Raw genomic sequence first — 25,933 nt, forward strand, 5'->3', positions numbered from 1 at the left:
ACCCACCCAGGACTCAAGGAATGACGATGTCAGAGACCCTCGACAGCACCCTCAACCAAGCCCACCGCGATGCCATGCTGGGCTTCTACCTGGCGCACTGCGTCAGCGCGCCATTGAAAGCCGCGCTGCGCACCCCCAACGACCTGTACGACTACTGGCTGCTGGACGTACAAGTCAGCCAGGCCGTGCCCAGCAGCCCGGTGGCCAGTGCGATAACCAGCCTGCAGCATTACATCAACCGTATCCACGGCGGCCTGGAACCCGGCTACGAAACCCAGGGCCCGTCAGCGGATGAAAGCCAGGCCTGGCACGACAGCCTGCGCACTTACCCGTTGTGGCGCGCCACCCAGCAGTTGCGCTATCAACCGCACAACTTCCTCGACCCGGCGCTGCGCGAAGACAAGAGCGCCAGCTTCGAACAACTGGAAGCCGACCTCAACCAGCACCGCCTGCAGCCGGCCACGGTGCACAACGCCGTGCAAGGCTACCTGTCGCGGTTCGAAGCCATCGCCACCCTGCACACGCTCAATGGCTACATCGACGGCGATGTGCGGCAGCTGGATACCAGCACCTATTACTTCGTCGGCAAATCCGCCAGCGACAACCTTTACTACTGGCGTTCGCTCGACCTGTCCAAGCGCTCCAGCGCCCGCCCCGACACACCGGCGCCGCTGGCCTGGACTGACTGGAAGCCGATCAACCTGGCCTTTTGCGCCGACACCCCCGCCCACAGCATCCGCCCGGTGCGGTTCAACAACCGGCTGTTTATCGTGTGGGCCGAGAGCATCAAGCCGGCGCCCTACCACGCCGCGCAGGTAACGGGAAACGGCAATGGCGAGGATGACGATGAAGAGCAACAACAGCGCCAGACCGAATGGCTCAACAGCCGGTTCGTGAAGTTTCGCCTGTGCTTTTCCTATCAGAAGCTCGATGGCAGCTGGAGCGTGCCGCACACGGCATTGGAGGAGCATTGCGTCACCCGCGGCGTCAACGCGCTGACCCGCGCGCAGCTCGCCGGCATCACGCAGACCATCGCGGTGGTCGACGGCCGCACGCCCCATAGCCTGTTCCTCGGCATACGCGCCAACACCCTCAACCATGGCAGCGAACAGCCGGGCGAGTTCTTCCAGGCGGTGAGTGTCGATCAAACGCTGGGAGTGAAAGTCGTGGCGTCCGCCGGCAGCCCTGGACGCTACAAGATCGTGCCGGGCTCGGCCGTTGCGCTGGAGACCATTCGCCTGTTGGAAGCCTACGAGTCAACGCAGAACACGCCCTTGCAAACCGCGCTGCTTGGCGGCCCCGATGAGGACGACGTGTTTTCCAGCGTCTTGCTGACGCCCTTTGCCCATCGCTATTTCGGCCTGTTCTTCGACATCAACCACGGCAACCTGCAATTCAAAGCCAGCGTGGCGCAGGACCCCGCGCTGCCGGTGCTGGCCCTGATCCCGGACACCTCGCCGCCGGTGAAAGACTGGAATTTCGAATACCGCAGCCAGGACATCCTGACCGCCGACAGCCCCCATACGACGGTTGACCCGATCACCCACGAGCTGGTTTTCAGCTCGAAAACCGCCAGGAGTTTCCTGCAGACCTATCGCATCAACCTGACAACCCGGCACGGTGAGGCGAGTATCCATTTGGTCACCGAGTCGGCCATGCATGACGCGGCCAGGGAAGACGTCGCCTTGAGCCATGGCTCGGCCATCGTCCTGGACAGCGGGCTCGTCTCGGAACTGGATGTCACGCACTACGCGCTGTTTTTCAAAAACCCCAAGACCGGCAAGACCTTTGCCAATGCCATCTACGACCTGGGCAGCATGCTGTTGACCCTGTCGGGCCAGGCCGACACGCTGCGCGCCGGACAAACCGCCGACAGGAATGTCACGAGGTATTCACTGGAAGGCAAGTTCATCAACAAAAATGCCTTTCTTCACCTTTATGCCCATGCCCAGGACAACGTCCTGGCGATCCTGGATCGCTACAGCGGCTACTTATTGCCAGGGGACGACTCGTCCAGCAGGAAGCTGCATTTCGTCAATGACCTGAGGCTGGTGTACAGCAGCGCGTCCACCCCGATCCGCCTCTATCGCCACGTGATCATGCAGTCCAGGCTCAAGGACTTGCCCACGCCGCAGGCCGTCGGCAACAACACCATGCATATCCTCAACTTTATCGACACCGAACACGAAAGCCTGTCGGGCTCGGCACCGGAGTTGCCCGCCGGGCATGTCGCGACGGCACGCATAAAACTCCCTGACGGGCAACCGACCTCGGCCGTCACGTTGATCCATGGCGTCATCACCCTGGAGAGCCTGGGCAACGGCGCGCGCGTGCTGGGCTATGCGCTCAAGGCCGTCACCTGCGCCCTGAGCCAGACGCAGAGTATCGACGACCCGGCCCATTCTCCGCGTGTTCAACGCGTGCACGAGGAAACCGGCGAACCCAGCGAGTTCATCGACTTTTCCGCGAGCCTCAAGCCGGCGCTGCCGTCGATCCCACTCACCAGTCGGCTGGCCAGCCGCGTATTCAGCCAGGCCGGCGCCGGTCTTGAACAACTGTCTGCAGGCAGCCTGGCACGACTTGCCGGGGCGGCGCCGCAACCGAGCGACTTCCAGGGCGCGCATGGCCACTGCATGCGCGAACTGTTTATCTATTTGCCCTGGACCCTGGCCCAGCGTCTGCACCAGCAACAGCAATTCGCCGAGGCCGAGCGCTGGCTGCACGCGCTGTTCGACCCACGCCGGCCGGACACCGGGACACTGCGCATCCTGGCGACGGCCCCCATGGAACTGAGCTACGCCTGCCAGCATCCGCAGAGTCCCCATTACCTGGCCCTCAGTTTCCCCAGCTATCTGCGCAAGGCGCTGCACTTGCTCAACGTCGACATCCTGATCAACCGTGGCGACGCGGCCTATCGCCAGTTGAGCCCCGACAGCCTGGCTGAAGCCAAGCTCCGGTATATCCAGGCGCAGAACCTGCTCGGCCCGCGCCCGACGCTGACCCGCGCCGACAGCTGGACTCCGCGCACCCTGGCTAGCCTGGCCAACACGCCGGCCACGGCGATACGCGAACGGGAGCACTCGCCCGAGCAGCACCGCACACTCTTGCGTCAGTGCGGGACGTTCGGCCAGCGCACATGGCTCACCGACAGCGCTTACCTGCTCCGGCCGCTGAACCCGCAACAGGTGGCGCGCTGGGACACGTTGGACAGCCGCCTGCATGGGCTGCGTAATCACCTGGACATCACTGCAAAGCCGTTACGCCAGCCGCTGTACGCCGCGCCGATAGCGCCCGCCGACCTGCTCGCGCGACGGGCCGAGGGTGCCGCCGTGGGCATCGAGGGGTATATGCCGATGCGCCCGGAAGTCGGGCATTACCGCTTCCAGGTGATGGCCGCGCACGCCCTGAGTGCGGTCGACAGCCTGGCGCAGTTCGGCAGCACATTGCTCACCCTGATCGAACGCAAAGAGCAGGCGCACCTGCTGGAGGTGCAGCAGCAGAATGCCTGGGAGCTGGCCCGACTGGTGGTGACCCAACAGGCCCAGGCGCTGATGATCGACGAGAAAAACACCCACGCCCTGCAACGCAGCCGCGCGGTGGTCAAGGCGCGCCTGGACTTCCTTGCCCATCGCCTCGACGAAGGCAGCAGCGCCGGTGAAACCGCTGCCGGCCGACGCTATCTTGAGAGCGCCGCGTGGGAGCGCAAAGTGGCGATTGCCGGCGTCGGCGCCGGTGCGGCCATGCTCGCGCCGAACATCTTCGGCACCTCGTTCGGCGGCATGCGCTTTGAGGGTCTGTTCCACAGCTATCAGGCCTTTGCCCAAGGCGAGGCCAACCGCGCCCGCGCCACCGCGAACGACCTGGACCGCACCGAGCAGTTCAACCGCCGTGCCGAGGACTGGGCCCACGCCGCCCAACAGGCGCGCCTGGAACTGGCGCAGATCGACGCCCTGCTGCAGGCCCAGGCCGAGCAGGAAAAAGCCACCCGCCTGCAACTGCGCAGCGCCCGCACCGCCCTGGCCCACGCGCAATCGGCCTATCAACTGTTGAGTACGCGCGTCTCCAGGGCGCAGCTGTATCAGTGGCTGAATTCGCAATTGGCGACGTTCTATTACGCCCTGCATGACAGCGCGCACTCGTTATGCCTGGCGGCCGAAGCCTGCTGGCAGTACGAAACCGCCGAAGACCGCCGGTTCTTCCAGGGCGACAGTTGGCGGCAGGCCTCACAAGGCCTGCTGAGCGCTGAAGCCATGAAGCTCAACCTGATCAGCATGAACGCGGCCTACCTGCAACACACGCCCCGGGAGCTGGAGATCACCAAAACCGTGTCGCTGCGCGATCGCCTGATCGCGTGCGCGGTCAACATCCCGCAGGCCGGCGCGCCTCTCAGCGGCCAGACTTGGGACGATCACAAGGCCGCGCTGATGCAGCACGGCAGCCTGTGTTTCGAGCTGCCCCAGGCTGTGTTCGACGAGGACTACCCCGGCCACGTGCTGCGTCGCATCAAGCACGTCAGCGTGTCGCTGCCCGGCACACTGGGGCCGTTCGAGGACCTCAAGGCCACGCTGACCCAGACCCGCAACGAGCTGAACGTTGCCGGCGGCGGCACGCGCACCGAATGGCGCGCGCGCCAGCAAATCGCACTGTCACGCGGGCTGGATGACAACGGCCTGTTCACGCTCACCTTCGACAACGACCCGCGCTATCTGCCCTTCGAGTACACCGGCGCGGTGTCGTCCTGGCGCCTGGACTTTCCCCATCCGCAGCGCCAGAAAGACTTGCTGGCGTCGATCACCGACATCATCTTTCACCTGCGCTACACCGCTCGGCCGGCAGGGAGTGACGCATGAATCCGTCTACCGATCTATCGCCCCTGCCGGCGCCGCCGACCACCGCCACCGCCCCGCAAGGCGCCGCCAAAGGCTGGGCCCCGGTCGGCGCCGACGGTGCCGCATGTTTCGAGATCGCGTTACCGATCAGCGCCGGCCGTGGCTACGCACCGACCCTGGCCCTCACCTACCGCAGCGATGCCGGCAACAGCGCGTTCGGCTTCGGCTGGACGGTTGCCGTGGCGGCCGTCACACGCTGCAGCCGTCGCGGCGTGCCGACCTACACCGAAGCGGACACGCTGCTGGGGCCGGACGCCCAGGCATGGATGCCCGAATGCACTGCCGATGGCACGCCGCTGCGCACCCAGCGCGACACCTTCAACCAGGTGCCACTGGGCACGACCTACACCGTGACCCGCCACTTTCCACGCGTGGAGAGCGACTTCTCGCGCATCGAGCATTGGTGCTCGGCCCTTGACGGCGCCGGCTTCTGGTGGGTACAGGCCAGCGACGGCAGCCAGCACCTGTACGGCAAGACCCCGATCGCGCGGATCGCCGACCCCGAGCAACCGCACCATGTCGCGCAATGGCTGCTGGAAGAAAGCCTGAATGCCCACGGCGAACATATCGGCTACCGGTACCAGGCCGAGACCGATAGCCGCACCTTCCCCCATGACAGCCGCGCCCAGCGCTACCTGCACAGCGTTTACTACGGCAACGCCACCGCCCGGGAACAAGAAGCGCCGTACCTGCTCAAGAGCGACGACCTCACCCGCCACGCCTGGCACTTTCACCTGCTGTTCGACTATGGGCAGCGCACCGACGCCTTCGAGCAGCGCCCCAGCTACGCGCCGCGGCACGCGTGGACGCCGCGCGCCGATCCCTTCTCCCGTTATGCCTATGGGTTCGAACAGCGCACCTTGCGCCTGTGCCGGCAAGTCCTGATGTTTCATGCCTTTCCCGACGAGCCAGGCATGGGCCCCGAACCGGTCCTGGTGCGGCGTCTGCTGCTGGAGCATCACCTCAGTCGCAACGGGGTAAACCAACTGATGGCCGTGCACGAACAGGCGGTGGATGCCCACGGCAACCTCACCTGCCTGCCGCCGCAGGAATGCCTGTATCAGGGCAGCACACCGAAACTGGACAGCGCGCGCTATCGGCCGCTTGAGGATTTCCCCGGTTTGAACGACGGTCACCGTTATCAACTGGTGGACCTCTATGGCGAAGGCGTACCGGGGATGCTGTACCGCACCGCTCACGCCTGGTATTACCGCGCGCCGCAGCGGGCCGACGACCCCGCCGATGCCGACGCCGTCACCTATGGTCCGGCCCAGGCGCTGCCCATCAACCCGGCCGGCGAGTCGACGTTCCAGGCCTTGCTGGACGTGGACGGCGACGGCTGCCCGGAGTGGGTAGTGGCACGCCCGGGCATGGCCGGCTTCTTCAGGCTCGGCCCGCACTCGGCGCGGTTTGTGCCGTTCGACGCCATCCCGGTGGAGCTGTTGCACGCCGATGCGGTATTCGCCGACCTGCTGGGCAGCGGCGTGGCCGACCTGGCCCTGGTAGGCCCGCGCAGTGTGCGGCTGTATGCCAATCGGCAAGCCAAAGGCTTCGCGGCGGGCGTCGACCTGGCGCATGCCATCGACGGTGATGACTTGCCCAGTCTGCGGCCCTGCGCCAGCGAGTGGGTGGGGTTCAGCGATGTGCTCGGCAGCGGGCAGCCGCACCTGGTGCGCATCCGCCATGACCGGATCGAGTGCTGGCCGAACCTGGGCCGCGGGCGCTTCGGCAAGGGTCGGGTATTGGCCACGTTGCCATTTCGGCACACCGCGTTCAAGGCGGCCAATGTGCTGCTCGCCGACCTGGACGGCGGCGGCGCCAATGACCTGCTGTACCTGACGCCGGACGCGGTGCGCATCTACCTCAACCAGCGCGGCAATGGCTTCGCCGCCACACCGCTGGTGCTGCCGTGGCCGGCCGGGGTACGGCACGACGACCTGTGCCAGGTCAGCCTGACGGACCTGCGTGGCCAGGGTTTCGTCAGCCTGGTGGTCAGTGTCATGCACCCGCGCCCGCGCCACTGGTGCTACGACTTTTTCGATACCCGCCCCGGCTTGCTGCGCTACACCTGCAACAACCTCGGCACCGTCTCCCGGCTCACCTACCGCAGCAGCGCTCAGGAATGGCTGGATGAAAAACATCAGCGCCAGGCTAACGGCCTGCGCGCCCACTGCCGGCTGCCGTTCGTTATCGATGTGGTCAAACAGCAGGTGCAGCACGACGAAATCACCGGCAACACGCTGACCCAGCGCCTGAGCTATCGGCAGGCGTATTACGCGCCCGAGGAACGCGCCTTTAACGGCTTCGGCCTGGTGCTGCAACGCGACAGCGACGCTGCGCCCGGCGGCCTGCTGAGCAAACGCTGGTTTCACACCGGCCAATCACTCGACATGCCGCGCGACGATTACAGCCAGCACGACCCCCACGCCATCACGCCAGGCCCCACGCTGATCGGGCGGCACACCACGCCCGATGCGATGCAGCCCACCGATCACCACGACAGCCTGATCACCCCGCCCACCCCACAGCAACAACGCGAGGCCGCCTACGCACTTCGGGGGTTGCCGTTGCGGGTCGAAGTGTTCGCCCTCGACGCCGCCGATGGGGTGCCGTTGTCCGTGCAGCAGCACCGCTACATGGTGCGCCGGCTGGCCCCGGCGCATGGCGCACAAGCCTGGGCGCGACTGCTGCCGCTGAGGCTGGAAACCCTGGACTGTCACTACGAGCGCGTGCCCGACGACCCGGTGTGTCAACACCAGCTCAACCTGCGCTGGGATGCCTACGGCAGCCTGGTGCACAGCGTCACGTTGCATCACGCGCGGCGCAAGACCGCCACCGATGCCCCACCCGTGCAGCTCAGCGATGCTCACGCACGCCAGTGGTGGCGCGAGACCCACGACGCGGCGCAACAGCACTATTACCTGAGCGAAACCCTGGCGCAGTGGATTCACCTCCCTCGGCCGGATCAATGGCGCCTGGGCCTGCCCTACCGCCAGCGCAGCAATGCCTGGACGCTGCCCAAGGGCGAATGGCCCTCGGGCCTCGCCCCCGCGACCGTCAGCTACGAAAGGTTTATCGACCGGCACAGCGGGCCGCTGGGGCCGCAGGCGCCTCGGCAATTGAGCGGCTTATCGGTGCAGCGCTACCGCGAACCCGGCGGCAAGGGCCGCACGCTGGACGCGGGCGTCGCCACCGTGCATGCCCTGAGCGATTACCTGGAAAGCGCCGAACTGGGCCCCGACGCCCTGCAGGCCTACGCGCATATTCCCACGCTGCCGGGCCAGCCGGCCTGGGACCGTCAGGCGCAGTTGCAGCACCTTGGCTACCAGCCCATGGCAGTGTTTTTCTTCGCCAATGCCGCAGAGCAAAGCGCACCGCCGGAACTGTGGTCGGTGCGCAGGCGGTTTGCGCGCTACCTCAATGCCAAGCGCTTTTGCCGCCTGCGCAGCTGGCGCCTGACCCAATCCTTGGGCGAAACCACGCTGGAATACGACGCGTACGGCTGCCACGTGCGCCAGGTGACCCAGGCCGACGGCTGCGTGATCCGCGCCACTTACGACTATCGGCTGTTGCAGCCGCTCACGTGGGTGGACCCCAACGGCACAGTGCAGGAAGTGCGCTACGACGGGTTCGGACGGGTCCTGGCCAGCAGTGTCTACGGCCACGAATCCGGCACGGCCACGGGTTTCGCCCCCTTGTCGTCCGCCGAAGCCGCGCAGCCAGCGCCCATCGCGCAGGTAATCGAAGCGCCCGAGGCCGTGCTGGGTAACGCCGCCAGCGCCTGGGTGTACGCGCCTTTCAGTTGGATGGGCACCCTTGCCGAGGCCGACCTGCGACCGGAATGGGTGAGCCAGCACTACCTGTTGCCCGGCGGACAGATCCGCGCAACCGCGCGGCTGCGCCTGCAAAAAAGCCTGTCGACCGCCAGCCAGGATCAACAACTATTGAGCCGGCTGATCAGCCAGGCGCATCGCGAACCGGTGCACTGCCTGACGCTGCAGGCCGATCGTTACCCCGACGATCCGGCCAGGCAGGTTCGCCTGCTGCTCAGTCACTGGGACGGCTTTGGACGCGCACTGCAGAGCAAGCACAAAACCGAACCGGGTCCGGCCTATGCCGTGGCGGTCGACGGCACGCTGATCCTGCACAACCAGCGCATCCGGGAGGTCGACGCCAACCCGCGCTGGCGCGTCAGCGAGCGGGTGGAGTACAACCTGCGGGGCCAGCCGATGCGCGTCTACCGGCCCTATTTCGCCGACCGGCACGGCTACATCAATGACGCGTCGCTGCGCACCGGGGGGCTGTGCGACCAGCACACCTACGACGCGGCCGGCCGCGTGGTGCAGACCCTCAACGCCGACGGCACGCTCAAGCGCACCACCTATTGGGCCTGGTACACCGTCAGCGAAGATGAAAACGACACCGCCGCCGACGGTTGACCCGCCCCCAGGGCTCAGCGCCGATGGGGCTGGCGCACGCCTTCGACGCGGTACCGGCTGCCGCCCAGGTGGCTGACCATCAGGCGGTAAGCGCCGCGCCCTCGTGCGGCGGCATAGCCGTGCAGGTCGGCGGACCACAGGCGATCCTGGTGCTGGTGCCAATGGACCGCACCAAAGCGCCGCTCGCGCAAGTGGCTGAGCGTGAGGGCGATGCTGCGACCGGCGCGGCTGACGGGGTCGACATCGGCGACGGCGCCGCTGTCGATCTGCATCATCGGCAGACCGGCGCTGCTGGCCGTCGACGCCACGCCGGGCAACGTCGCGCCCGGCTTGCGCATCCGGCGCCCGGCACCGGTCGCCTGGATCGTCGGGCCGACCTCGAAGGCACTGGAAGCGCCTGATTTACCGCCGGCGGCCAACGCCTCCCTGACCGGCCCGCGCAGCACAATGGCGCTGTAGCCCATACGCTTGAGCTCCGGGACGGGGTTGCGACTTTCCTTCAGAGCCCTGTCGGCTTGCGCGCTTTCTTCCACCGGCCCCACATAGCCATAGATGCGTTCTTCACGGGCTGACAGGTAGATCGAAACACCCTCTTCAGCGTGCCGACGCTCATAGGCGAAGTTGACCAACCGCGCCGTTTCTTCGTGACTCAAACTGGCCTGTTGCGCCAGTGTGAGCGCCATTTCCGCGACCGACTGGGCAAACAGCGCCTCCTGCGCCTGCGTGTCCTGGTCCTGCGGTTGCAGTTGCCGGTAACCAGCGTAACGGCTGGTGCCAAACAGCACACCGCCCACCAGCCCACCCACGGCGGCACCGGTGGCGGCATTGCCCAGCAACGCGCCGACGCCCAGGCCCACAAAAATAAATGCTGCGAGGAGGATAAGCCCGCCGAGGATGCGCGTGCTTTCGGCGCTGGCCGGCTGCAGGCCCATGAAATCAACCAAAGTCACCGGGTTGTTGGCGGCCATCCGGTAGGGGTTCGATCCGCCCTGCTCGGCGATCGGATCGGGGTTGATCCAGCGCTGCAACCACGGTGCGTAATAGCGAAAACCGTAGTAGTACAGGCCGCTGGCATCGCGCTCCTTGCCGCAATAGCGGCGGCTCCTGTCGCGCACGTCGACGGCACTGTGCGACGCCCACCAGGCGGTGCCGCCGTAGGGAAAGTAGCTCTCCTGGCTGAGCACTTGTGCCTGCTCATCCAGCTCCAGGCTGTGACTGGACTGATGGTCGGCCAGGCAAAAACGCAGCGCCTCATGACGGTCGCCCGGCTCGCGCCCGTGTTCCCACTGCAGAACCTCGACCGTGCACAACGCCAGCTCAAGGCGCACCACATTCAGATGACGCTGCGCGCTCTGGCGGATCTCCAGTCCCGGCAGGTAATACACCCGCGTCGTGCGGCGCTGCCCGCCGACCTGCTGTCGACAGAGCTTGAGCGCGCGCTGGCCGTCACTGGCGTAAACGTAGACTTCGTCGTCGGCCGGCCCATCCTCGCGCGCTACCTGCGTGACCCCGGCCAACTGATTGCGCACATTCCACTGCATCGCCTGCCCCTGGGCCAGTTCCTGCTGGTTGCCGTTGGCATCGAATCCCTGTGTGGGCCTGTCGCCAGCCACGGCGCGATTGCTGTCGGCCGCCACCTGCAACGTGCGGGTATAGCCGACACCGCTCGATGGCGTATGCCGCAACCGCGTCAGGTTGCCGCCTTCATCGTAGACGTACTGTTGGGTGTAAGTGCGCCACAAGCCGCCGTCGGTAACACCGAATGTCAGGCGCGGCGGCAAGTGCGGGCCGACACTGGCCGCCGCGCTTTCGCGGCCCGTGGCTTGGGTGAGCTGGTACAACGAGTCGTAGGTATAGCGGCTCACCGCGTCAACTTGAAAGTTGTGCCGCCATTGCGTCGGTTGCGCCTGATCACGCAGGCCCAGCACATTGCCCACCGGGTCGTAGACGTAGTGCAGGTCCTGCAAGGCCGTCCGCCGCGCCGCCGTGCGATACGCCGTCAGCCGCTGCAGGCGACCATTCTCGGCGCGGTAGTGCGCTTCGCGCTGAACGCCGTTGCCCAGCAGCGCCGATTGCACCTGGCCGGCGGCGTTGTAGACGTGGCGTTGCAGCAGCGCTTTTTGTGCGCCGCCCTTGAAGCTGAGGCTGCTGGTTTGCAGCAGACCATCGACCCCATACAGAAATTGCCGACCGTTGCCCTTGGCGTCGATCTGTTCCAGGGTGGCGCCCAGTGCGTCGAATCGCCAGCGCGTGGTGTAGGCCTCGGGTTGTAGCTGCGCGTCCTGCTCGGTGACAGCCTGGGGCCAGTCGACCTCAAGGGCGCCCGCATGAAAGCGCCGAGTCTGACTCAGCACTTGTCCGTCGATGCCATAGGCGTCATACAGCTGGGTGCCGGCCGGATCGGCATGCCGCACCAGGCGACCGCTGCGGTTGAGCGCCTGGTGGTCGGGCGTCGGCGCCGCGTAGACCAACCGCTCGACGCAACGCGGCTGCGCCTGCGAGGCGGCCTGCTCGTAGACCGCCACCGGGCGCTGCAGCGTGTCGTATTCATGCCGCTGATGGGCACCGCGCCCATCCCAGGCCTGTACCAGCTGCCCGCCAGGCGCGGACAGCAGCAGGCGCAGGCCGGCGTCGACGTCCTGTCGGCGCACCACCGTGCCGGACAGGCTGTAGACAAATTGCTGATTGGGCACGGTGCGTGGTTCGCGCTGGCGCAAGGCATGCAGGCGCGGGTCCCACTGTTCCAGCACCAGACCGCTGGCGCTGTGGACGCGACGACTCACTCGCGGCGCAGGGGCCGCCTGGGCCGTGGCACGGTGATAGGCAATGGTGCGGACCGTCAGACCACGCGGGTCGAACGCCGTCAGCGAGGGGGTGTTGCGATGCAGTGAAGCAGACATGGACTCATGACCCCAATGACACAATGGTCACCTGAGCCTAGGGAGCCTGTACGGGGAATGGCGGTAGCCGCGTATGCGCGCTCCAACCGGTCAGTACCGGTTGAAGCCCGCCACTTTTTACGCGTGCCCGCCGGCGCAGGTCGGCGAGGCCGGCGCTGCGTCGATGGTCGCCCATTCTTCGGGCGTGTAGGTGTGCAGCGCCAGCGCATGAAATTCGCTCATCAGGTCACCCAGGGTGGCGTAGACCTTCTGGTGGCGCTTGACGCGGTTAAGCCCTGCGAACTGCTGGCTGACCAGCACGGCCTTGAAGTGGGTCTGCAACCCACGGCTGTGCATATGGCTTTCGTCCAGCACGCTTAAGTGGTCCGGGGCCAGGGCGGCGAGCGCCATTTCGATACGCTGTTGCATGGTCATTGCTGCTTACTTCTTCTTGGCCGGAGCGGGGGCTTTTGGCGCCAGCTCGTTGGTCATGTCTTCCAGCAGCTTGTTGACCACCGGTACGGCGCTTTCCAGCTTGGCCTGGGTCATCTGGGCCGATTGCTGGGTCAGCTGGGGCATTTTTTCCAGGACTTTCTTGCCCAGGGGCGACTGGTAGAACGCGACCAGGTCCTTGAGCTCGGACTCGCTGAAGTTGGTGGTGTAGAGCTTGACCATGTCCGGCTTCAGCTTCGGCCAGCCGATAGCCTGGTCCAGGGCGGCGTTGGCCTTGGCCTGGTAGCTGTCGAGCACCGATTGCTTGGCGGCGGGTGCCTTGGTCTGTTCGAAACGCTGGGCGAACATTTGCTGCACTTGCATGTACACCGGGGTACCCAGCTTGTCAGCATGGGCCAGGGTCAGGAACGCTTCGGCACTGGCGTTGTGGCTGGCGGTATCGGCAAAAACCTGGCCGCTGGCGCAAACCAGAGCAACCGCGGTACAGATGGCACGAAGACGAGTCATCGAGTTTCCTTTCTAGCTGGCGAGGTAAAACCCCAAGGGCGACCATTCTGCGCCTAAAAAACCTCGCGGCTCAACCCCACCCCCTTGCGAGGCCTGGTTTTACGGGGCGCGGTCGCACAAATGCAAGTTTGTGGAACCCATCGCGGCGGCCAGGGCCTAAACTGACCGATCACGACTGGATTAAGGAGGATGCACGATGAGCCGTATCGAAACCGACAGCCTGGGCGACGTCGAGGTGCCGGAGGACGCGTATTGGGGCGCGCAGACCCAACGCTCGCTGGTCAATTTCGCGATTGGCGAGCAACGCATGCCCCTGGCGGTCCTGCATGCGCTGGCCCTGATCAAGAAAGCCGCGGCGAGGGTCAACGACCGTAACGGCGACCTGCCCGCCGACGTCGCCCGCCTGATCGAACAGGCCGCCGACGAAGTACTCGCCGGCCAGCACGACGATCAGTTCCCCCTGGTGGTCTGGCAGACCGGCAGCGGCACCCAGAGCAACATGAACGCCAACGAAGTGATCGCCGGGCGCGCCAACGAGCTGTCGGGCAAGACCCGCGGCGGCAAGAGCCCCGTGCACCCCAACGACCACGTGAACCGCTCGCAGAGCTCCAACGACTGTTTCCCCACGGCCATGAGCATCGCGGCCGTGCAGGCGGTGCATCAACGTCTGTTACCGGCGATCGCCACGCTGTCCGGCGGTTTGGCGGAACTGGCAGCACGGCACATGAAGCTGGTGAAAACCGGTCGCACCCATATGATGGACGCCACGCCGATCACCTTCGGCCAGGAACTCTCGGCCTTCATCGCCCAGCTCGACTACGCCGAACGCGCCATTCGCAGCGCCCTGCCCGCCGTGTGCGAGCTGGCCCAGGGCGGTACGGCGGTGGGCACCGGGCTCAATTCGCCTCAGGGTTTCGGCGAGGCGATTGCGTCCGAACTGGCCGCACTGTCGGGCCTGCCCTTCGTGACCGCGCCGAATAAATTCGCCGCGCTGTCCGGCCATGAGCCGTTGGTGACGCTGCACGGCGCGCTGAAGACCCTGGCGGTGGCGCTGATGAAAATCGCCAACGACCTGCGCCTGCTGGGCTCTGGCCCACGCGCCGGGCTGGCCGAGGTGAAACTGCCGGCCAACGAACCGGGCAGCTCGATCATGCCGGGCAAGGTCAACCCCACCCAGTGCGAAGCGCTGTCGATGCTGGCCTGCCAGGTGCTGGGCAACGACGTGACCATCGGCCTGGCCGCCAGCCAAGGGCATTTGCAGTTGAACGTGTACAAGCCGGTGATCATCCACAACCTGCTGGAGTCGATCCGCCTGCTCGCCGATGGCTGCAACAACTTCCAGGAACACTGCATCGCCGGGCTGGAACCGGATGCCGGGCAAATGGCCGAGCACCTGGAGCGCGGCCTGATGCTGGTGACCGCGCTCAACCCGCATATCGGCTATGACAAGTCGGCGCAGATCGCCAAGAAGGCCTATGCCGAAGGCGTGACGCTAAGGCAAGCGGCGCTGGACCTGGGCTACCTCACCGACGCCGAGTTCGATCAGTGGGTGCGGCCGGAGAACATGCTGGAGGCGGGGCATTAAGACGCCATGCGCAGTCGCCGGGCCTTGAGCCCGGCGAACAATGACGGCGCCAGGGCGACCGCCGCCGAGCCCAGCACCACCACCACCGCGCCGAAATAGCCGAGCGCGTTGATCTCTTCGGCCTGCACATAATCGGGCCACAGCCACGCCGCCAGCGCCACGGCGACAAACGTCACCAACGGCGTGAGCGCCAAAGTCGCGCTGACCCGCGAGGCTTCCCAATGGGCCAGGGCTTCGGCGAACGCGCCATACGCCACCAGGGTATTCATGCAGCAGGCCAGCAGCAGCCAGCCCTGCAGCGTGCTCAGTTGCAGGGCCTCCAACGGATGCGCCCAGGGCGTCAGCAGCGCGGCGCAGCAGAGGTAAATCACCATCATCACCTGCAACGAATTCCAAACCGTGAGCAATTGCTTCTGGCCCAGGGCGTAGAACACCCAGATAGAGGTGGCGAGCAGTACCGTGAGTACACCGGCGGTGTAGGCGCCGAGGGAGGTCAACAGCTCCGTCAAACGCTGGTTGAAGAACAGCCCGAACCCGACGATCAGCACCACCAGCCCTATCACCTGGCCCAGGCTGAAGCGCTCCTTGAACACGAACACGCTGGCGATCATCAGAAAGATCGGGCCCATCTGCACCACCAGTTGCGCAGTGCCGGGGCTGAGCAACTTGAGGCCCACCAGGTACAACACGTAGTTGCCCACCAGCCCGCACACCGCCATGGCCACCAGCCAACCGCCCTTGGGACCCAGCACCTTGCGGCTGGGCAGGCGCCGGGTAGCGGCCAGGTAAACGAACAGGCAACCGCCGGCCACCGTCAGGCGAAACCAGGTGACAGTGATCGGGTCCATCACCTGCAGCACTTGCTTGAGTTTGATCGGCAGAATGCCCCACAGCAGCGCAGTCAGCAGGGTCAGGAAGAAACCGTAGACCCAGCGGCCGGAAGAGATATGCATGAGTGCCCCAAAAAAGACCAGAGGTGGAGGAGCGGCCATTCTAGGGGCAAGTGCACGAATTGGGATACGGCGCCGTTTAACGGTGGGAGCGGTTGCGCCCCTCCCACCTGTGGCTCAGCGCACGGCTTCGAAGAGTCCGGTGGCCCCCATGCCGCCGCCCACGCACATGGTGACGATGCCGTAACGCAGGTTGCGCCGTTGCAGTTCACGCACCAGATGCCCCACCTGCCGCGAGCCGGTCATGCCGAACGGGTGGCCGATGGAAATCGAGCCGCCATTGACGTTGTATCTGGCGTTGTCGATTTCCAGGCGATCGCGCGCATACAGGCACTGCGAAGCGAACGCCTCATTGAGTTCCCACAGGTCGATGTCCGCCACCTGCAGGCCCTTGGCCTTGAGCAACTTGGGCACCGAGAACACCGGGCCGATGCCCATTTCATCCGGCTCGCAGCCCGCGACGGCGAACCCGCGGAAAAACGCCTTAGGCTTGAGCCCCAGCGCCAGGGCCTTGTCCAGGCTCATCACCAGGGTCATCGAGGCGCCGTCGGAGAGCTGCGAGGAGTTGCCCGCCGTGACCGAACCGTCTTCGGCAAACACCGGCTTCAACCCGGCCAGGCTGTCCAGGGTGGTGTCGGGGCGGTTGCAGTCGTCGCGGTCGACCACGCCATCGAGGATCTGCACCGCGCCGGTGGCTTTGTCTTCGACTTTGTATTTGACGGCCATGGCCACGATTTCATCGTCGAACAAGCCGTCCGCCTGGGCCTGGGCCGTGCGTTGCTGGCTTTGCAGGGCGTAGAGGTCCTGGGCCTGGCGGCTGACGTGGTAGCGCCGCGCGACGATCTCGGCGGTCTGGCCCATGGGGAAATAAATGCCGGGCACCTGCTCCTTGAGCAATGGGTTGATCAGGTTGTCGATGTTGACGCTCTTCATGGTCAGGCTGATCGACTCCACGCCGCCGGCGACAATGATGTCGCTGCAGCCGGAGGCGATCTGGTTGGCGGCGATCGCGATCGCCTGCAACCCCGAGGAGCAGAAGCGGTTGAGGGTCATGCCCGCCGTGCCGGTGCCCAACTGCGAAAGCACCGCCACATTGCGCCCGATGTTGTAGCCCTGAGCGCCCTCGTTGGAGCCGGCACCGACGATGCAGTCCTCGACGCTGGCCGGGTCGATGCCGTTGCGCGTCAGCAGCGCATTGACGCAATGGGCGGCCATGTCATCGGGGCGGGTCTGGTTGAACTTGCCGCGAAAGGACTTGGCCAGGCCGGTTCGCACGCTGTCGACGATCACTACTTCACGCATGGGCTACCTCGATCTTGTCATTGTTGGGAGATGGATCGAGGATAGATCCGTGCCTGCCCGACCGCGATGATCATTCATCGGGCGTATGCAAAAGCATGGTTCGGTGCAGGCGCTTGCTGTGGTGAGGGGGCAGTTGTGGTGAGCGGGCTTGTCGAATCGCCGCACCGCCCGCGCTGGGCAAGCCTGCTCACCACAAAAAACCTGTTCGCCACGACAGTCCCGCCTTTCATACAAGGGGATTATTTTTTGGTTTTCTTGCCGTGTTTATCGGACTGCGCAAACGCCTCTTCCAGCGCGCGGTTGATGGTGCGCAGGACCTTGATCCGGGCCCAGCGTTTGTCGTTGGCTTCCACCAGCGTCCATGACGATACCTCGGTGCTGGTGCGGTCGACCATGTCGCCCACGGCGGTGCGGTAGTCGTCCCACTTGTCGCGGTTGCGCCAGTCGTCTTCGGTGATCTTGAAGCGCTTGAACGGGATCGACTCGCGGGCCTGGAAGCGTTCCAGCTGGGTTTGCTTGTCGATGGCCAGCCAGAACTTGACCACAATCACTCCCGCATCGCGCAGTTGCTCTTCGAAGTCATTGATCTCGCCGTAGGCACGCATCCAGTCCGCCGGGGTGCAGAAGCCTTCGATGCGTTCAACCAGCACGCGGCCGTACCACGAGCGGTCGAATACGGTGAACATGCCCCGCGCCGGGATCTTCTGCCAGAAGCGCCACAGGTATGGCTGGGCACGCTCGTCCTCGCTCGGCGCGGCAATCGGCACGATGTGGTACTGGCGCGGGTCCAGCGCCGCCGCCACGCGACGGATCGCGCCGCCCTTGCCCGCCGCGTCGTTGCCTTCGAACACCGTGACCAGCGCGTGCCGACGCATACGCTTGTCGCGCATCAGGCCTGAGAGGCGCGCCTGTTCGGTGATCAGTTGTTCTTCGTACTCGTCCTTGTCCAGGCGCAGGTTCATGTCGAGGCTGTCGAGCAGGCTCTTGCGGTCCACCGACGCCAGCAGCGGCGCAGGGTTCATGCCGCTGGTCCTGGCCTTGGCCAGTTTCAGGGCATTGTGCAAGCCATCGAGGAGGATCTTGCCCACGGTCAGCCCACGATAATGCGGGTCGACACCTTCGATCACATGCCACGGCGCATAGTCGCGACTGGTGCGACGCAGCACGCGTTCGCCGAAGTGCACGAATTTGTCGTAGGTCTTGGACTGCTGCCAGTCCAGCGGGCTGATGCGCCAACTGTGCAGCGGGTCGTCGGCCAGCGCCTTGAGCCGCGCCTTCATTTGTTTCTTGGAAAGGTGGAACCAGAACTTGAAGATCAGCGCGCCTTCGTCGCAGAGCATTTTCTCCAGGCGTTCGGCGCCGGCGATGGCCTGGTCGAGCCGCGCATCCTTGATCTGGCCGTGCACGCGGCCTTGCAGCATCTGGCTGTACCAGTTGCCGAAAAACACGCCCATGCGCCCCTTGGCGGGCAGCTGGCGCCAATAGCGCCAGGCCGGCGGGCGCGCCAGTTCTTCGTCGGTCTGCTGGTCGAAGGTGCGCACCTCGATCAGGCGCGGGTCCATCCATTCGTTGAGCAACTTGACGGTCTCGCCCTTGCCGGCCCCTTCGATGCCGTTGATCAGCACGATCACCGGAAAGCGTTTTTGCTGCTGCAGCTCGTACTGCACTTCCAGCAAGGCTTCGCGCAGGGCCGGCACTTCGGCGTCGTAGGTGGCTTTGTCAATGGCGTGACCGATTTCGGCAGATTCGAACATGGGCGGCTCCGTTCCAGAAGTGAGCAAGACTAGCGGATTGGGCAACGCCGCGCGGGAGGAAATTCAATGCACCGTTGCCATAGGTCAATTCAGATCGAGTTGATCGGCTAGAATGGCGGCCTCGCCTTTACCTGCTGCCATTTTTCAGAGCCGCCCATGAACCCCGTACCGCCCAACGCCCAACTCGACTGGGACGCAGAAGGTCGCCCGCATTCGCGGGTGTTCGACGACGTGTATTTCTCCGACCAATCGGGCCTGGAAGAAACCCGTTATGTGTTCCTGGAACAGAATCGCCTGCGCGAGCGCTTCGCCGCCCTCAAGCCCGGCGAGCGCCTGGTGATCGGCGAAACCGGCTTCGGCACCGGCTTGAACTTCCTCTGCGCCTGGCAATTGTTCGCGCAGCACGCCTGCGCCGGGGCGCGCCTGCACTTTATCAGCGTGGAAAAATACCCGCTTACCCATGCCGACCTGCACCGCGCCCTCGACCTCTGGCCGCAGTTGCAACCGCTGGCCGAGCAGTTGCTGGGCCAGTACCAGGCGATCCATCCAGGCTTTCAACGGCTGCTGCTGGACCGCGGCCGTGTGACGCTGACGCTGCTGGTCGGCGATGCCATGGAGCAATTGTCGCAACTGGACGCCCAGGTCGACGCCTGGTTTCTCGACGGGTTCGCCCCGGCCAAAAACCCCGACATGTGGACCGCCGAGCTCTTCGCCGAACTGGCGCGGCTGGCGGCGCCTGGGTCGACCATCAGCACGTTCACCAGCACCGGTTGGGTGCGGCGACTGATCAACGCCGCCGGGTTCAAGATGAAACGCACTCCGGGCATTGGGCATAAATGGGAGATCCTGCGCGGCGAGTTTGTCGGTTGGCCGGCCGACACACCGCCACCGGCGCCGGATAAACCGTGGTTCGCCCGCCCGCCTGCGGCCCACGCTGAGCGCAGCGCCCTGGTGATCGGCGGCGGCCTGGCCGGCTGCACCACGGCGGCCAGCCTCGCTGCCCGCGGCTGGCGCGTGACCTTGCTGGAACGCCACGCGGGCCTGGCGCAGGAAGCGTCGGGCAACCCGCAGGGGGTGCTGTACCTCAAGCTGTCGGCCCATGGCACGGCGTTGTCGCAGCTGATCCTCAGCGGCTTCGGCCACACCCGGCGCCTGCTCGAACACCTGCAGCGCGGTGTCGACTGGGACGACTGCGGCGTGCTGCAACTGGCGTTCAATGCCAGGGAAGCCGAGCGCCAGGCTCAGTTGGCCGCCGCCTTCGCGCCGACGTTGTTGCACCCCCTGGACCCGGCCCAGGCCCAGGCTCGCGCCGGCGTGGCGGTGGATCATGGCGGGCTGTTTTTCCCGGAAGGCGGCTGGGTACATCCGCCGGCCCTGTGCGAATGGCAAGCGCGTCACCCGCTGATCGAGGTGCTGCAGCACCGTGAAGTGGTGCTTCTGCAACGGGCGCGAGGCCAGTGGCAGGCCCGCGACGGCGACACGGTGCTGGCCAGCGCCAGCGTGGTGGTGCTGGCCGGTGCCGCCGAGATCAAGCGCTTCCCCTTCAGCGCCGAGCTGCCGCTCAAACGCATTCGCGGGCAAATTACCCGCCTGCCCCAGACCGTCGCCAGCCAGGCCCTGGCCACGGTGGTCTGCGCCGAAGGCTACGTCGCCCCGGCGCGCCTGGGGGAGCACACCCTGGGCGCCAGTTTCGATTTCAAGAACGACGACCTGACCCCGACAGTGGCCGAGCACGTCGGCAACCTGGCCATGCTGCGCGAGATCTCCCAGGACCTGGCGCAGCGCCTGGACGCCGACCGCCTGGCCCCCGAACACCTGCAAGGCCGCGCGGCGTTTCGCTGCACCAGCCCCGACTACCTGCCGATTGTCGGGCCGTTGGCCGAGCGCGGCGCCTTCGACGAGGCCTACGCGGCGCTGCGCAAGGATGCGCGCCAGGTGCCCGACGCCGCCTGCCCGTGGATCGACGGCGTGTATGTGAACAGCGGCCACGGCTCACGCGGCCTGGTGACGGCGCCCTTATGCGCCGAACTGCTGGCGGCCTGGCTGGACAACGAGCCGCTGCCCGTGCCACGCAGTGTGGCCGAGGCGTGCCACCCCAATCGCTTCGCCTTGCGGGCGTTGATGCGCAATCAATCTTGAGATTCGCGCCAGGTATGGGGCGAGCGGGCAGGCTCTACCGTGGCCAATCAAGGTCACGGAACAGGAGCCTCGCATAAGCCCTGCGCATCGTTTTTCAGGGCCTCTTCGGTCAGACCATTGAGTTCGGCTTTTTCCGCGGCCGCCTGCTCCACCATCAGCAGGTTCACCTGCCGGCTGTAGTCCGCGTACTCCAGCGTATCGACCTGCTCAAACAAGGCATTCATGCGTTGGTCGAACGGCTCGTACAAGCGTTCGAACCGGTCTCTGTAGGTTTTTTTCAGATAGCGGACCCATAACGGTAACTCGACCAGATAATTGACCAGCGCCGGGGACAACTCCGCCGAGCGGAGTTCAAAGGCTGCGCTCGTCATGTCTTGCGGCGTCACCCCACCCAGGCGGGCATAACGCATATGCCGAGGCTGGCCCGGCAGATAAAACCGGTCGGCCAGGCCGGTCCGGAACGCGAGGCTCACCTCCAGAGGATCGGCAGCCGGATTCTGGTCACTGTGGCGCTTGGCATATTGCTCAAGCCGCTCAAGACGAAACAGTCCCTGGCCCAGACGCAAAAGCGGCTTGGCCGTGAGCACCCCACCTTCAACGCTTTCGGCCGCGATATGCACTTCGACGAGCACCTCAAGGCTGGCGAAGTTCACAGCGGCGGCGTCATCACAATTGATCGGGGTGGCCGCGCGATCGAAGATTTCGTCGCGCAGGTTTTCGTTGGCGGCGGCGGCCTCCAGTACCCGCCAGACCCGCCGGCGCATGTCTTCACACACTTGGGTGGCATCGGCCGTGCCCCCCACCTCGGTGAGCAACTTGAACAGGCCGTCGGAGCGAGGCTCGTTCTTGAGTGCCGCCCAGGTCGCCTCGCGGGCCGGGAAGTCCGCGCCGCTGTCCTGCAGCCATAAATCGCGGGCCTTTTGTTCGTTCATGCGTGCGATGTTGTCTTCCAGAATGCCCATGCCGATGCCCGTACGCTTGCGGTAATCGCCAAGCAACCGGTGGCTGGGCGTGTCCAGGGGGTTTTGGCGCAGGTTGAGGGTTCTGGCCACGCGGCTGGGCAACTCGAACACCCACGGCGGCAGGCTGGAGATGTCGTTCTCGCGCAGGTCCAGGTACTCCAGGTAAGGCAGCCTGGCCAACCCGCCGGGCAGTTCCTTGAGTCGGCAGTTGCGCATGAACAAAGCGCGCAGGCTGAACAGGCGGCTGATGGGCGGCGGGTCTACCAAGGGGTTGTCATTGAGTCCCAACACCTCAAGATCGCTGAAGCCCGCCAATTTGGTGCGGGTGTATTGGGTCAGTTGCAGCCGGTTGTTATCCAGATACAGGCGCTTGAGCTGGGGCATCCGCGACAGCGCTTCGGGCAGCCGGCTTATGCGGTTGCCTTGCAGCTCCAGCGTTTGCACGCCCGGGAAGTGCTTGAGGAAATACGCCACATCGTCATTAAGCCCCATGTGGTTAAGCGACAACTTGCGAATAGCTGCAAAGCTGACCTCGGCCGGCAACGTCGGCAGCGGCCCCACTTCCATGCCATCGAGGTTCAGCGCCAGCACCCTCACCCCTTCGGCATCCGGCTGCCGGGTCATCTGCTTCCAGGCGTCTTCGATCCTGCGCATCGTGTAATGACGGCTCATGCGGTAGTCATCGATGGGCCTGGGCAAGCCGGCCAATGAGGTCTTGTCCCGCCGCCAGGCCTTCAGCGCGCGGTGCAGGGCGTCGAACTCTTGTTCAAGCGCCTGCACCGCTCTGGCACGGGATAAAGGGTCGGCGCCCTGCTCATCAAGAAACGCCGCGATCTGCGCATCGCTGAACATCGGGTACAGATGCCTGACCTTGGCCACCAGTGCGCGCGGGTGCTGCGCCGGGTTGATCTGGGCAGCCACTGTGCACAGCGCCGGCGGCTCGGGCACGGCACGCTCCGGATACAGGTAGCGCGACAGCCGCGGGCGCCGGGTTTCGGCCTCCGTCATCAGCGCATAGCGCAGATAGCCACTGTTTGCCCTGCCGGTCACGCTCAGGTCACGGCGCTGATCCGGCGAGAGGGTGTCGAGAAGCGCTTGATAAATGCCCTCGTGGCCCGAGGCGATTTCACCCGCGGCGCGGCCCTGCTCGTCAAACGCCTGAAAGCCCTGTTCGGACTTGACCACGACACGCCGCACAGTGGCCGCCTCGGCACTGGACTCACCCAGCACACGCCCACTGAAAGAACCCTCGCGCAGTTGCACGGATAACTCGCCCGGCCAGCCGGGTACCCGCCTCAGCAGGCCGACGGCCAGACGCTGGGTATTTTCATTGGCCAGTTCCGGCAGCAACAGGCCGAACAGCGCCTGGTCTTGCTCCAGATCCTGCAGTGCCGCACGGGTACGCTGCGCCAGCCCCAAGGGCACGCGCCGGCTGTCGCGCAGGCGCCAGCGCTGTGTGGTGGGGCTGTCTGACAGCAACTCCCAGGCGACCCGGTTCGGCAATGCGGGGTAATGGGATTTGAGCACGCCGTAGTCGGTGTCCACCTGCGCTTCGGTTTGTTCGTACAACTGCTCGTAGAGCGGGCGGTGGGTGCGCGCGAGGGAGGCGAGCAACTGCCGCGCCAACGTGGCCTGGCGCGCTTGAGGCGCTACTTCGGCACCAAGCAAAGTCTGGACCTCCTCGGGCTCCAATGCGTCCAGCAAAGTGGACATCACCTCGCCCTCGTGCAATTGCTGCTCGGTGATGTGAATGCTCAGGTCCTCATAATCAAAAGGCGCTGTGTCGGGGTAGCGCTCGATCAAGTAGCCTTCACTGTCCAATACCTCGAAAAAACGCCCCTTTGGCCACCCCGACATCAGCGGCAACGCCAGCAATTGCGTAGGGGCCGTGTCGGCATCCGGACGCGGCTGATGCTCCAACTGCCAGATCAGGTCACGCACCTTCTGGTTCTGCTGCACGCGCACGATGCCGTCGCGAAAACGCTTGGGCAGCGCAAGATTCTGCCGGAAATGCAAGCGCAGGCGCGGCACGTCCAGGCCGGTGATGCTCGCCACGCTCCGCACGTGCTCCGGCGGCAAGGTCGCCAGGCTGGGGTCGAGCCGGATCAACAGGCGGTAAGCGTCGTCCCAGTCGTCCGGGCGCTCGAAAGCGAACCGCCAGCCGCCCTGGAAGTTGTGGCTCAAGGGCGGACGATACGCGCTGTCACGCAGGGGGTGGCGGACCCGCCAATGGCCGGAGGGCGCATCGTAGGCGATGGAATAAAGCGCGCCGTCGATCTTGACGTAGGACTGGCCGTTGACCTGATAAATACCGCGCGTGTTGGCACTTGTCTGCGCGTCGACGTCCAGGGACTGCCGATAGGTCCCTGGCCGTCGTCGCCACAGCCGCGGTCCGACACCCTGTTGTTCGATGGCTTCCATTTTGTCGAAGAAGCGCGTCGCGCCGATGCGGGTCGTCTGGACGACCTTGCTGACAGCCTTGACCCCGGCGGCGAACAGTGCCATGCCGGCGAGGTTCTCCGCTACGTTGACCAAGTGCCCGAACGCCTCGGTTTTCTCGCCGTGGGTCCAGTCATCAATGCCTTCGAAGACTTCACCGAGCAGTTGCCCGATGGCCACGCCGGTCATCAGTTGCCCGAGTACCGGCACCACCAGTCCGGCCAGGCCCAACACGGTCAGCCCCGCATTGAGGTAGTCCTGCAGGCGCTGCCGCTGTTGCTCCTGGTCCGCGCTGGGCACGGGCACCGCCAGCACTTCGGCATCGCGCTGGAGCTTGCACACCAGCGCCGTAAAAAAGAACCACGACAGGTTGGCGGTGACGGGCATCGGTTCAACCCGACCGAGGGTTTTGTCCTGGTCGATGTGCTGGAAAAAGTCGAACCGCTGCGACTCGTCGAGGTAGCGGGTGAAAAAGCGCCGGTACTCGGGCACCTGCAGCTTGAGCGACAGGTAGGTGGTGAAGTCCTCCAGCGACGGGTATTCGAACCATGGCCTCAGAGGATCGCCGGGCATGTACACCAGCACGGGGCCGGTGGAAAAATCCTCGGCGCCCGCCTGACTGAACACCAGCACACCCCACAGGTTGGCATGATGAGCCGCGATGCCCTGCCAGCGCAGCGGCTGCCCATTGAACCGCACGTGGGTGAGGCGGTTGGCGGGCCGATCGGCATCGATCAGTGTTTGCAAAGCCGCGTACGCCGCCTGGCCGACATCGCCTTTGGCGAAAGCGATATGCAGGTCGACCAGCATGTTCATGCACATGGCCGGGCCGATGGCAGCGATTGTCGGGTTGTAATCCAGTTCAGCGTTCACCGGTTCGTCAGGTGCCGGCAGGTTGAACACCTCGCGCAGGTGCTGCTGGTAAGCGCCGCCGACATCCAATTCGCGGCAAGCGTCTACAAAGGCCTGGGCGCTGAGCGCCTTGACCACGGACTGATCCGAAGCGCGTCGAATCACCGACCCTGGCGGCAGGCTGACTGACGCCACGGTTTGCATGGCGGCGTGCAGCAAGGTGTCGTTTTGCGCAGGCTCCATTTCAACATGGGGGCCATCCAGCAGGCCGCCCGTCAGGAAATACACCCTGGGTACCTGCAGCAGGTCCCGTTCGACATTCAGGTCGGCCAGCCCCTTGGCGACCAACAGTGCCTGCAATCGGTCGCGGCAGAATTGCCGCAGCGGTATGACCCGTTCAAGCAGGCGCGCTGCCGTGTCGCGCGCGGGCTGACCGGCCTCGTAGCTGTTGAGCAGCGCCTGGCGCACCTGCGAGCTGGCGCCGGTCAGCCAGGTCGGCAAGGTGCCTTGCAGTATCTGGGCCTTGTCCAGGTCGCCGGTCAGCTCCAGCAGCGTTGCCATCATGCTGTCGGGTACGGTGGGGTCGGGCTTGGTGGCACCGTCAAGGGGTGAGTCCATGGCAATCGTCCTTATTGCGTTGAATGATGCCTGCGGACGATACGTGCACAACGCCGGATAAAGGGTTCGAATACTGGGTGGATCGAGGCGCCTGAACCGCCGAACTTTGGATAAAAGCTTGACCTGTGCACCGCACATTCCGGGCAGGCCGCGCGCGCCGGTGAG

11 protein-coding genes are annotated in these 25,933 nt (G+C 65.3%); 4 read left to right on the plus strand and 7 right to left on the minus strand.

From position 1 onward, the window contains the following. Positions 1-20: 20 nt before the first annotated feature. Both QRN10_RS04575 and QRN10_RS04580 read left to right on the plus strand, forming a co-directional pair. Positions 21-4,850 (plus strand): Tc toxin subunit A-related protein, encoded by a 4,830-nt coding sequence (locus QRN10_RS04575; RefSeq protein WP_285427923.1) that lies wholly within the window; start codon positions 21-23, stop codon positions 4,848-4,850. Then, on the plus strand, positions 4,847-9,328 hold the full coding sequence (locus QRN10_RS04580) for a SpvB/TcaC N-terminal domain-containing protein (RefSeq protein WP_285427924.1): 4,482 nt from the start codon (positions 4,847-4,849) through the stop codon (positions 9,326-9,328). The genes QRN10_RS04575 and QRN10_RS04580 overlap by 4 nt, the downstream gene beginning before the upstream one ends. 14 nt (positions 9,329-9,342) lie before the next feature. On the opposite strand, the gene QRN10_RS04585 is transcribed toward QRN10_RS04580, so the two are convergent. From QRN10_RS04585 to QRN10_RS04595, 3 genes are all read right to left on the minus strand, one after another. Next, positions 9,343-12,228, minus strand: a complete 2,886-nt coding sequence (locus QRN10_RS04585) for an RHS repeat-associated core domain-containing protein (RefSeq protein WP_285427925.1) — start codon at positions 12,226-12,228, stop codon at positions 9,343-9,345. A gap of 117 nt (positions 12,229-12,345) precedes the next feature. Then, positions 12,346-12,642, minus strand: a complete 297-nt coding sequence (locus tag QRN10_RS04590; RefSeq protein WP_181075661.1) for a BolA family protein — start codon at positions 12,640-12,642, stop codon at positions 12,346-12,348. 6 nt (positions 12,643-12,648) lie between these two features. Beyond that, positions 12,649-13,167, minus strand: a complete 519-nt coding sequence (locus QRN10_RS04595) for a DUF2059 domain-containing protein (protein ID WP_181075663.1) — start codon at positions 13,165-13,167, stop codon at positions 12,649-12,651. A 196-nt stretch (positions 13,168-13,363) separates the two neighbouring features. On the opposite strand from QRN10_RS04595, the gene QRN10_RS04600 reads away from it, so the two are divergent. After that, positions 13,364-14,752 (plus strand): class II fumarate hydratase, encoded by a 1,389-nt coding sequence (locus QRN10_RS04600; RefSeq protein WP_181075665.1) that lies wholly within the window; start codon positions 13,364-13,366, stop codon positions 14,750-14,752. Here QRN10_RS04600 and QRN10_RS04605 read toward each other — a convergent pair. The 3 genes from QRN10_RS04605 to pap form a co-directional block, all read right to left on the minus strand. After that, positions 14,749-15,705, minus strand: a complete 957-nt coding sequence (locus QRN10_RS04605; protein WP_181075667.1) for a DMT family transporter — start codon at positions 15,703-15,705, stop codon at positions 14,749-14,751. The genes QRN10_RS04600 and QRN10_RS04605 overlap by 4 nt on opposite strands. Before the next feature lie 114 nt (positions 15,706-15,819). Further along, positions 15,820-17,004: a thiolase family protein gene (locus QRN10_RS04610; RefSeq protein WP_285427926.1), complete on the minus strand. Its 1,185-nt coding sequence runs from the start codon at positions 17,002-17,004 to the stop codon at positions 15,820-15,822. Between the two features lie 239 nt (positions 17,005-17,243). Beyond that, positions 17,244-18,758 (minus strand): polyphosphate:AMP phosphotransferase, encoded by a 1,515-nt coding sequence (gene pap / locus QRN10_RS04615; RefSeq protein ID WP_181075670.1) that lies wholly within the window; start codon positions 18,756-18,758, stop codon positions 17,244-17,246. A gap of 156 nt (positions 18,759-18,914) precedes the next feature. On the opposite strand from pap, the gene mnmC reads away from it, so the two are divergent. Further along, positions 18,915-20,897 carry a bifunctional tRNA (5-methylaminomethyl-2-thiouridine)(34)-methyltransferase MnmC2/FAD-dependent 5-carboxymethylaminomethyl-2-thiouridine(34) oxidoreductase MnmC1 gene (gene mnmC, locus QRN10_RS04620; RefSeq protein WP_285427927.1) on the plus strand — a complete coding sequence of 661 codons (1,983 nt, stop codon included), beginning with the start codon at positions 18,915-18,917 and terminating at the stop codon, positions 20,895-20,897. A 53-nt stretch (positions 20,898-20,950) separates the two neighbouring features. Here mnmC and QRN10_RS04625 read toward each other — a convergent pair whose 3' ends face one another. Continuing rightward, a complete protein-coding gene (locus QRN10_RS04625; RefSeq protein WP_285427928.1) occupies positions 20,951-25,768 on the minus strand; it encodes an NEL-type E3 ubiquitin ligase domain-containing protein in 4,818 nt (1,605 codons plus the stop codon). Positions 25,769-25,933 lie beyond the last annotated feature (165 nt).

The organism is Pseudomonas sp. lyk4-R2A-8 (assembly GCF_030209095.1).
GTDB classification, from domain to species: domain Bacteria; phylum Pseudomonadota; class Gammaproteobacteria; order Pseudomonadales; family Pseudomonadaceae; genus Aquipseudomonas; species Aquipseudomonas quebecensis.

Coding starts and splice junctions, on each gene's coding strand:
- QRN10_RS04575 (WP_285427923.1), top strand. CDS start 21: ATGACGATGTCAGAGACCCTCGACAGCACCCTCAACCAAGCCCACCGC.
- QRN10_RS04580 (WP_285427924.1), top strand. CDS start 4,847: ATGAATCCGTCTACCGATCTATCGCCCCTGCCGGCGCCGCCGACCACC.
- QRN10_RS04585 (WP_285427925.1), bottom strand. CDS start 12,228: ATGTCTGCTTCACTGCATCGCAACACCCCCTCGCTGACGGCGTTCGAC.
- QRN10_RS04590 (WP_181075661.1), bottom strand. CDS start 12,642: ATGACCATGCAACAGCGTATCGAAATGGCGCTCGCCGCCCTGGCCCCG.
- QRN10_RS04595 (WP_181075663.1), bottom strand. CDS start 13,167: ATGACTCGTCTTCGTGCCATCTGTACCGCGGTTGCTCTGGTTTGCGCC.
- QRN10_RS04600 (WP_181075665.1), top strand. CDS start 13,364: ATGAGCCGTATCGAAACCGACAGCCTGGGCGACGTCGAGGTGCCGGAG.
- QRN10_RS04605 (WP_181075667.1), bottom strand. CDS start 15,705: ATGCATATCTCTTCCGGCCGCTGGGTCTACGGTTTCTTCCTGACCCTG.
- QRN10_RS04610 (WP_285427926.1), bottom strand. CDS start 17,004: ATGCGTGAAGTAGTGATCGTCGACAGCGTGCGAACCGGCCTGGCCAAG.
- pap (WP_181075670.1), bottom strand. CDS start 18,758: ATGTTCGAATCTGCCGAAATCGGTCACGCCATTGACAAAGCCACCTAC.
- mnmC (WP_285427927.1), top strand. CDS start 18,915: ATGAACCCCGTACCGCCCAACGCCCAACTCGACTGGGACGCAGAAGGT.
- QRN10_RS04625 (WP_285427928.1), bottom strand. CDS start 25,768: ATGGACTCACCCCTTGACGGTGCCACCAAGCCCGACCCCACCGTACCC.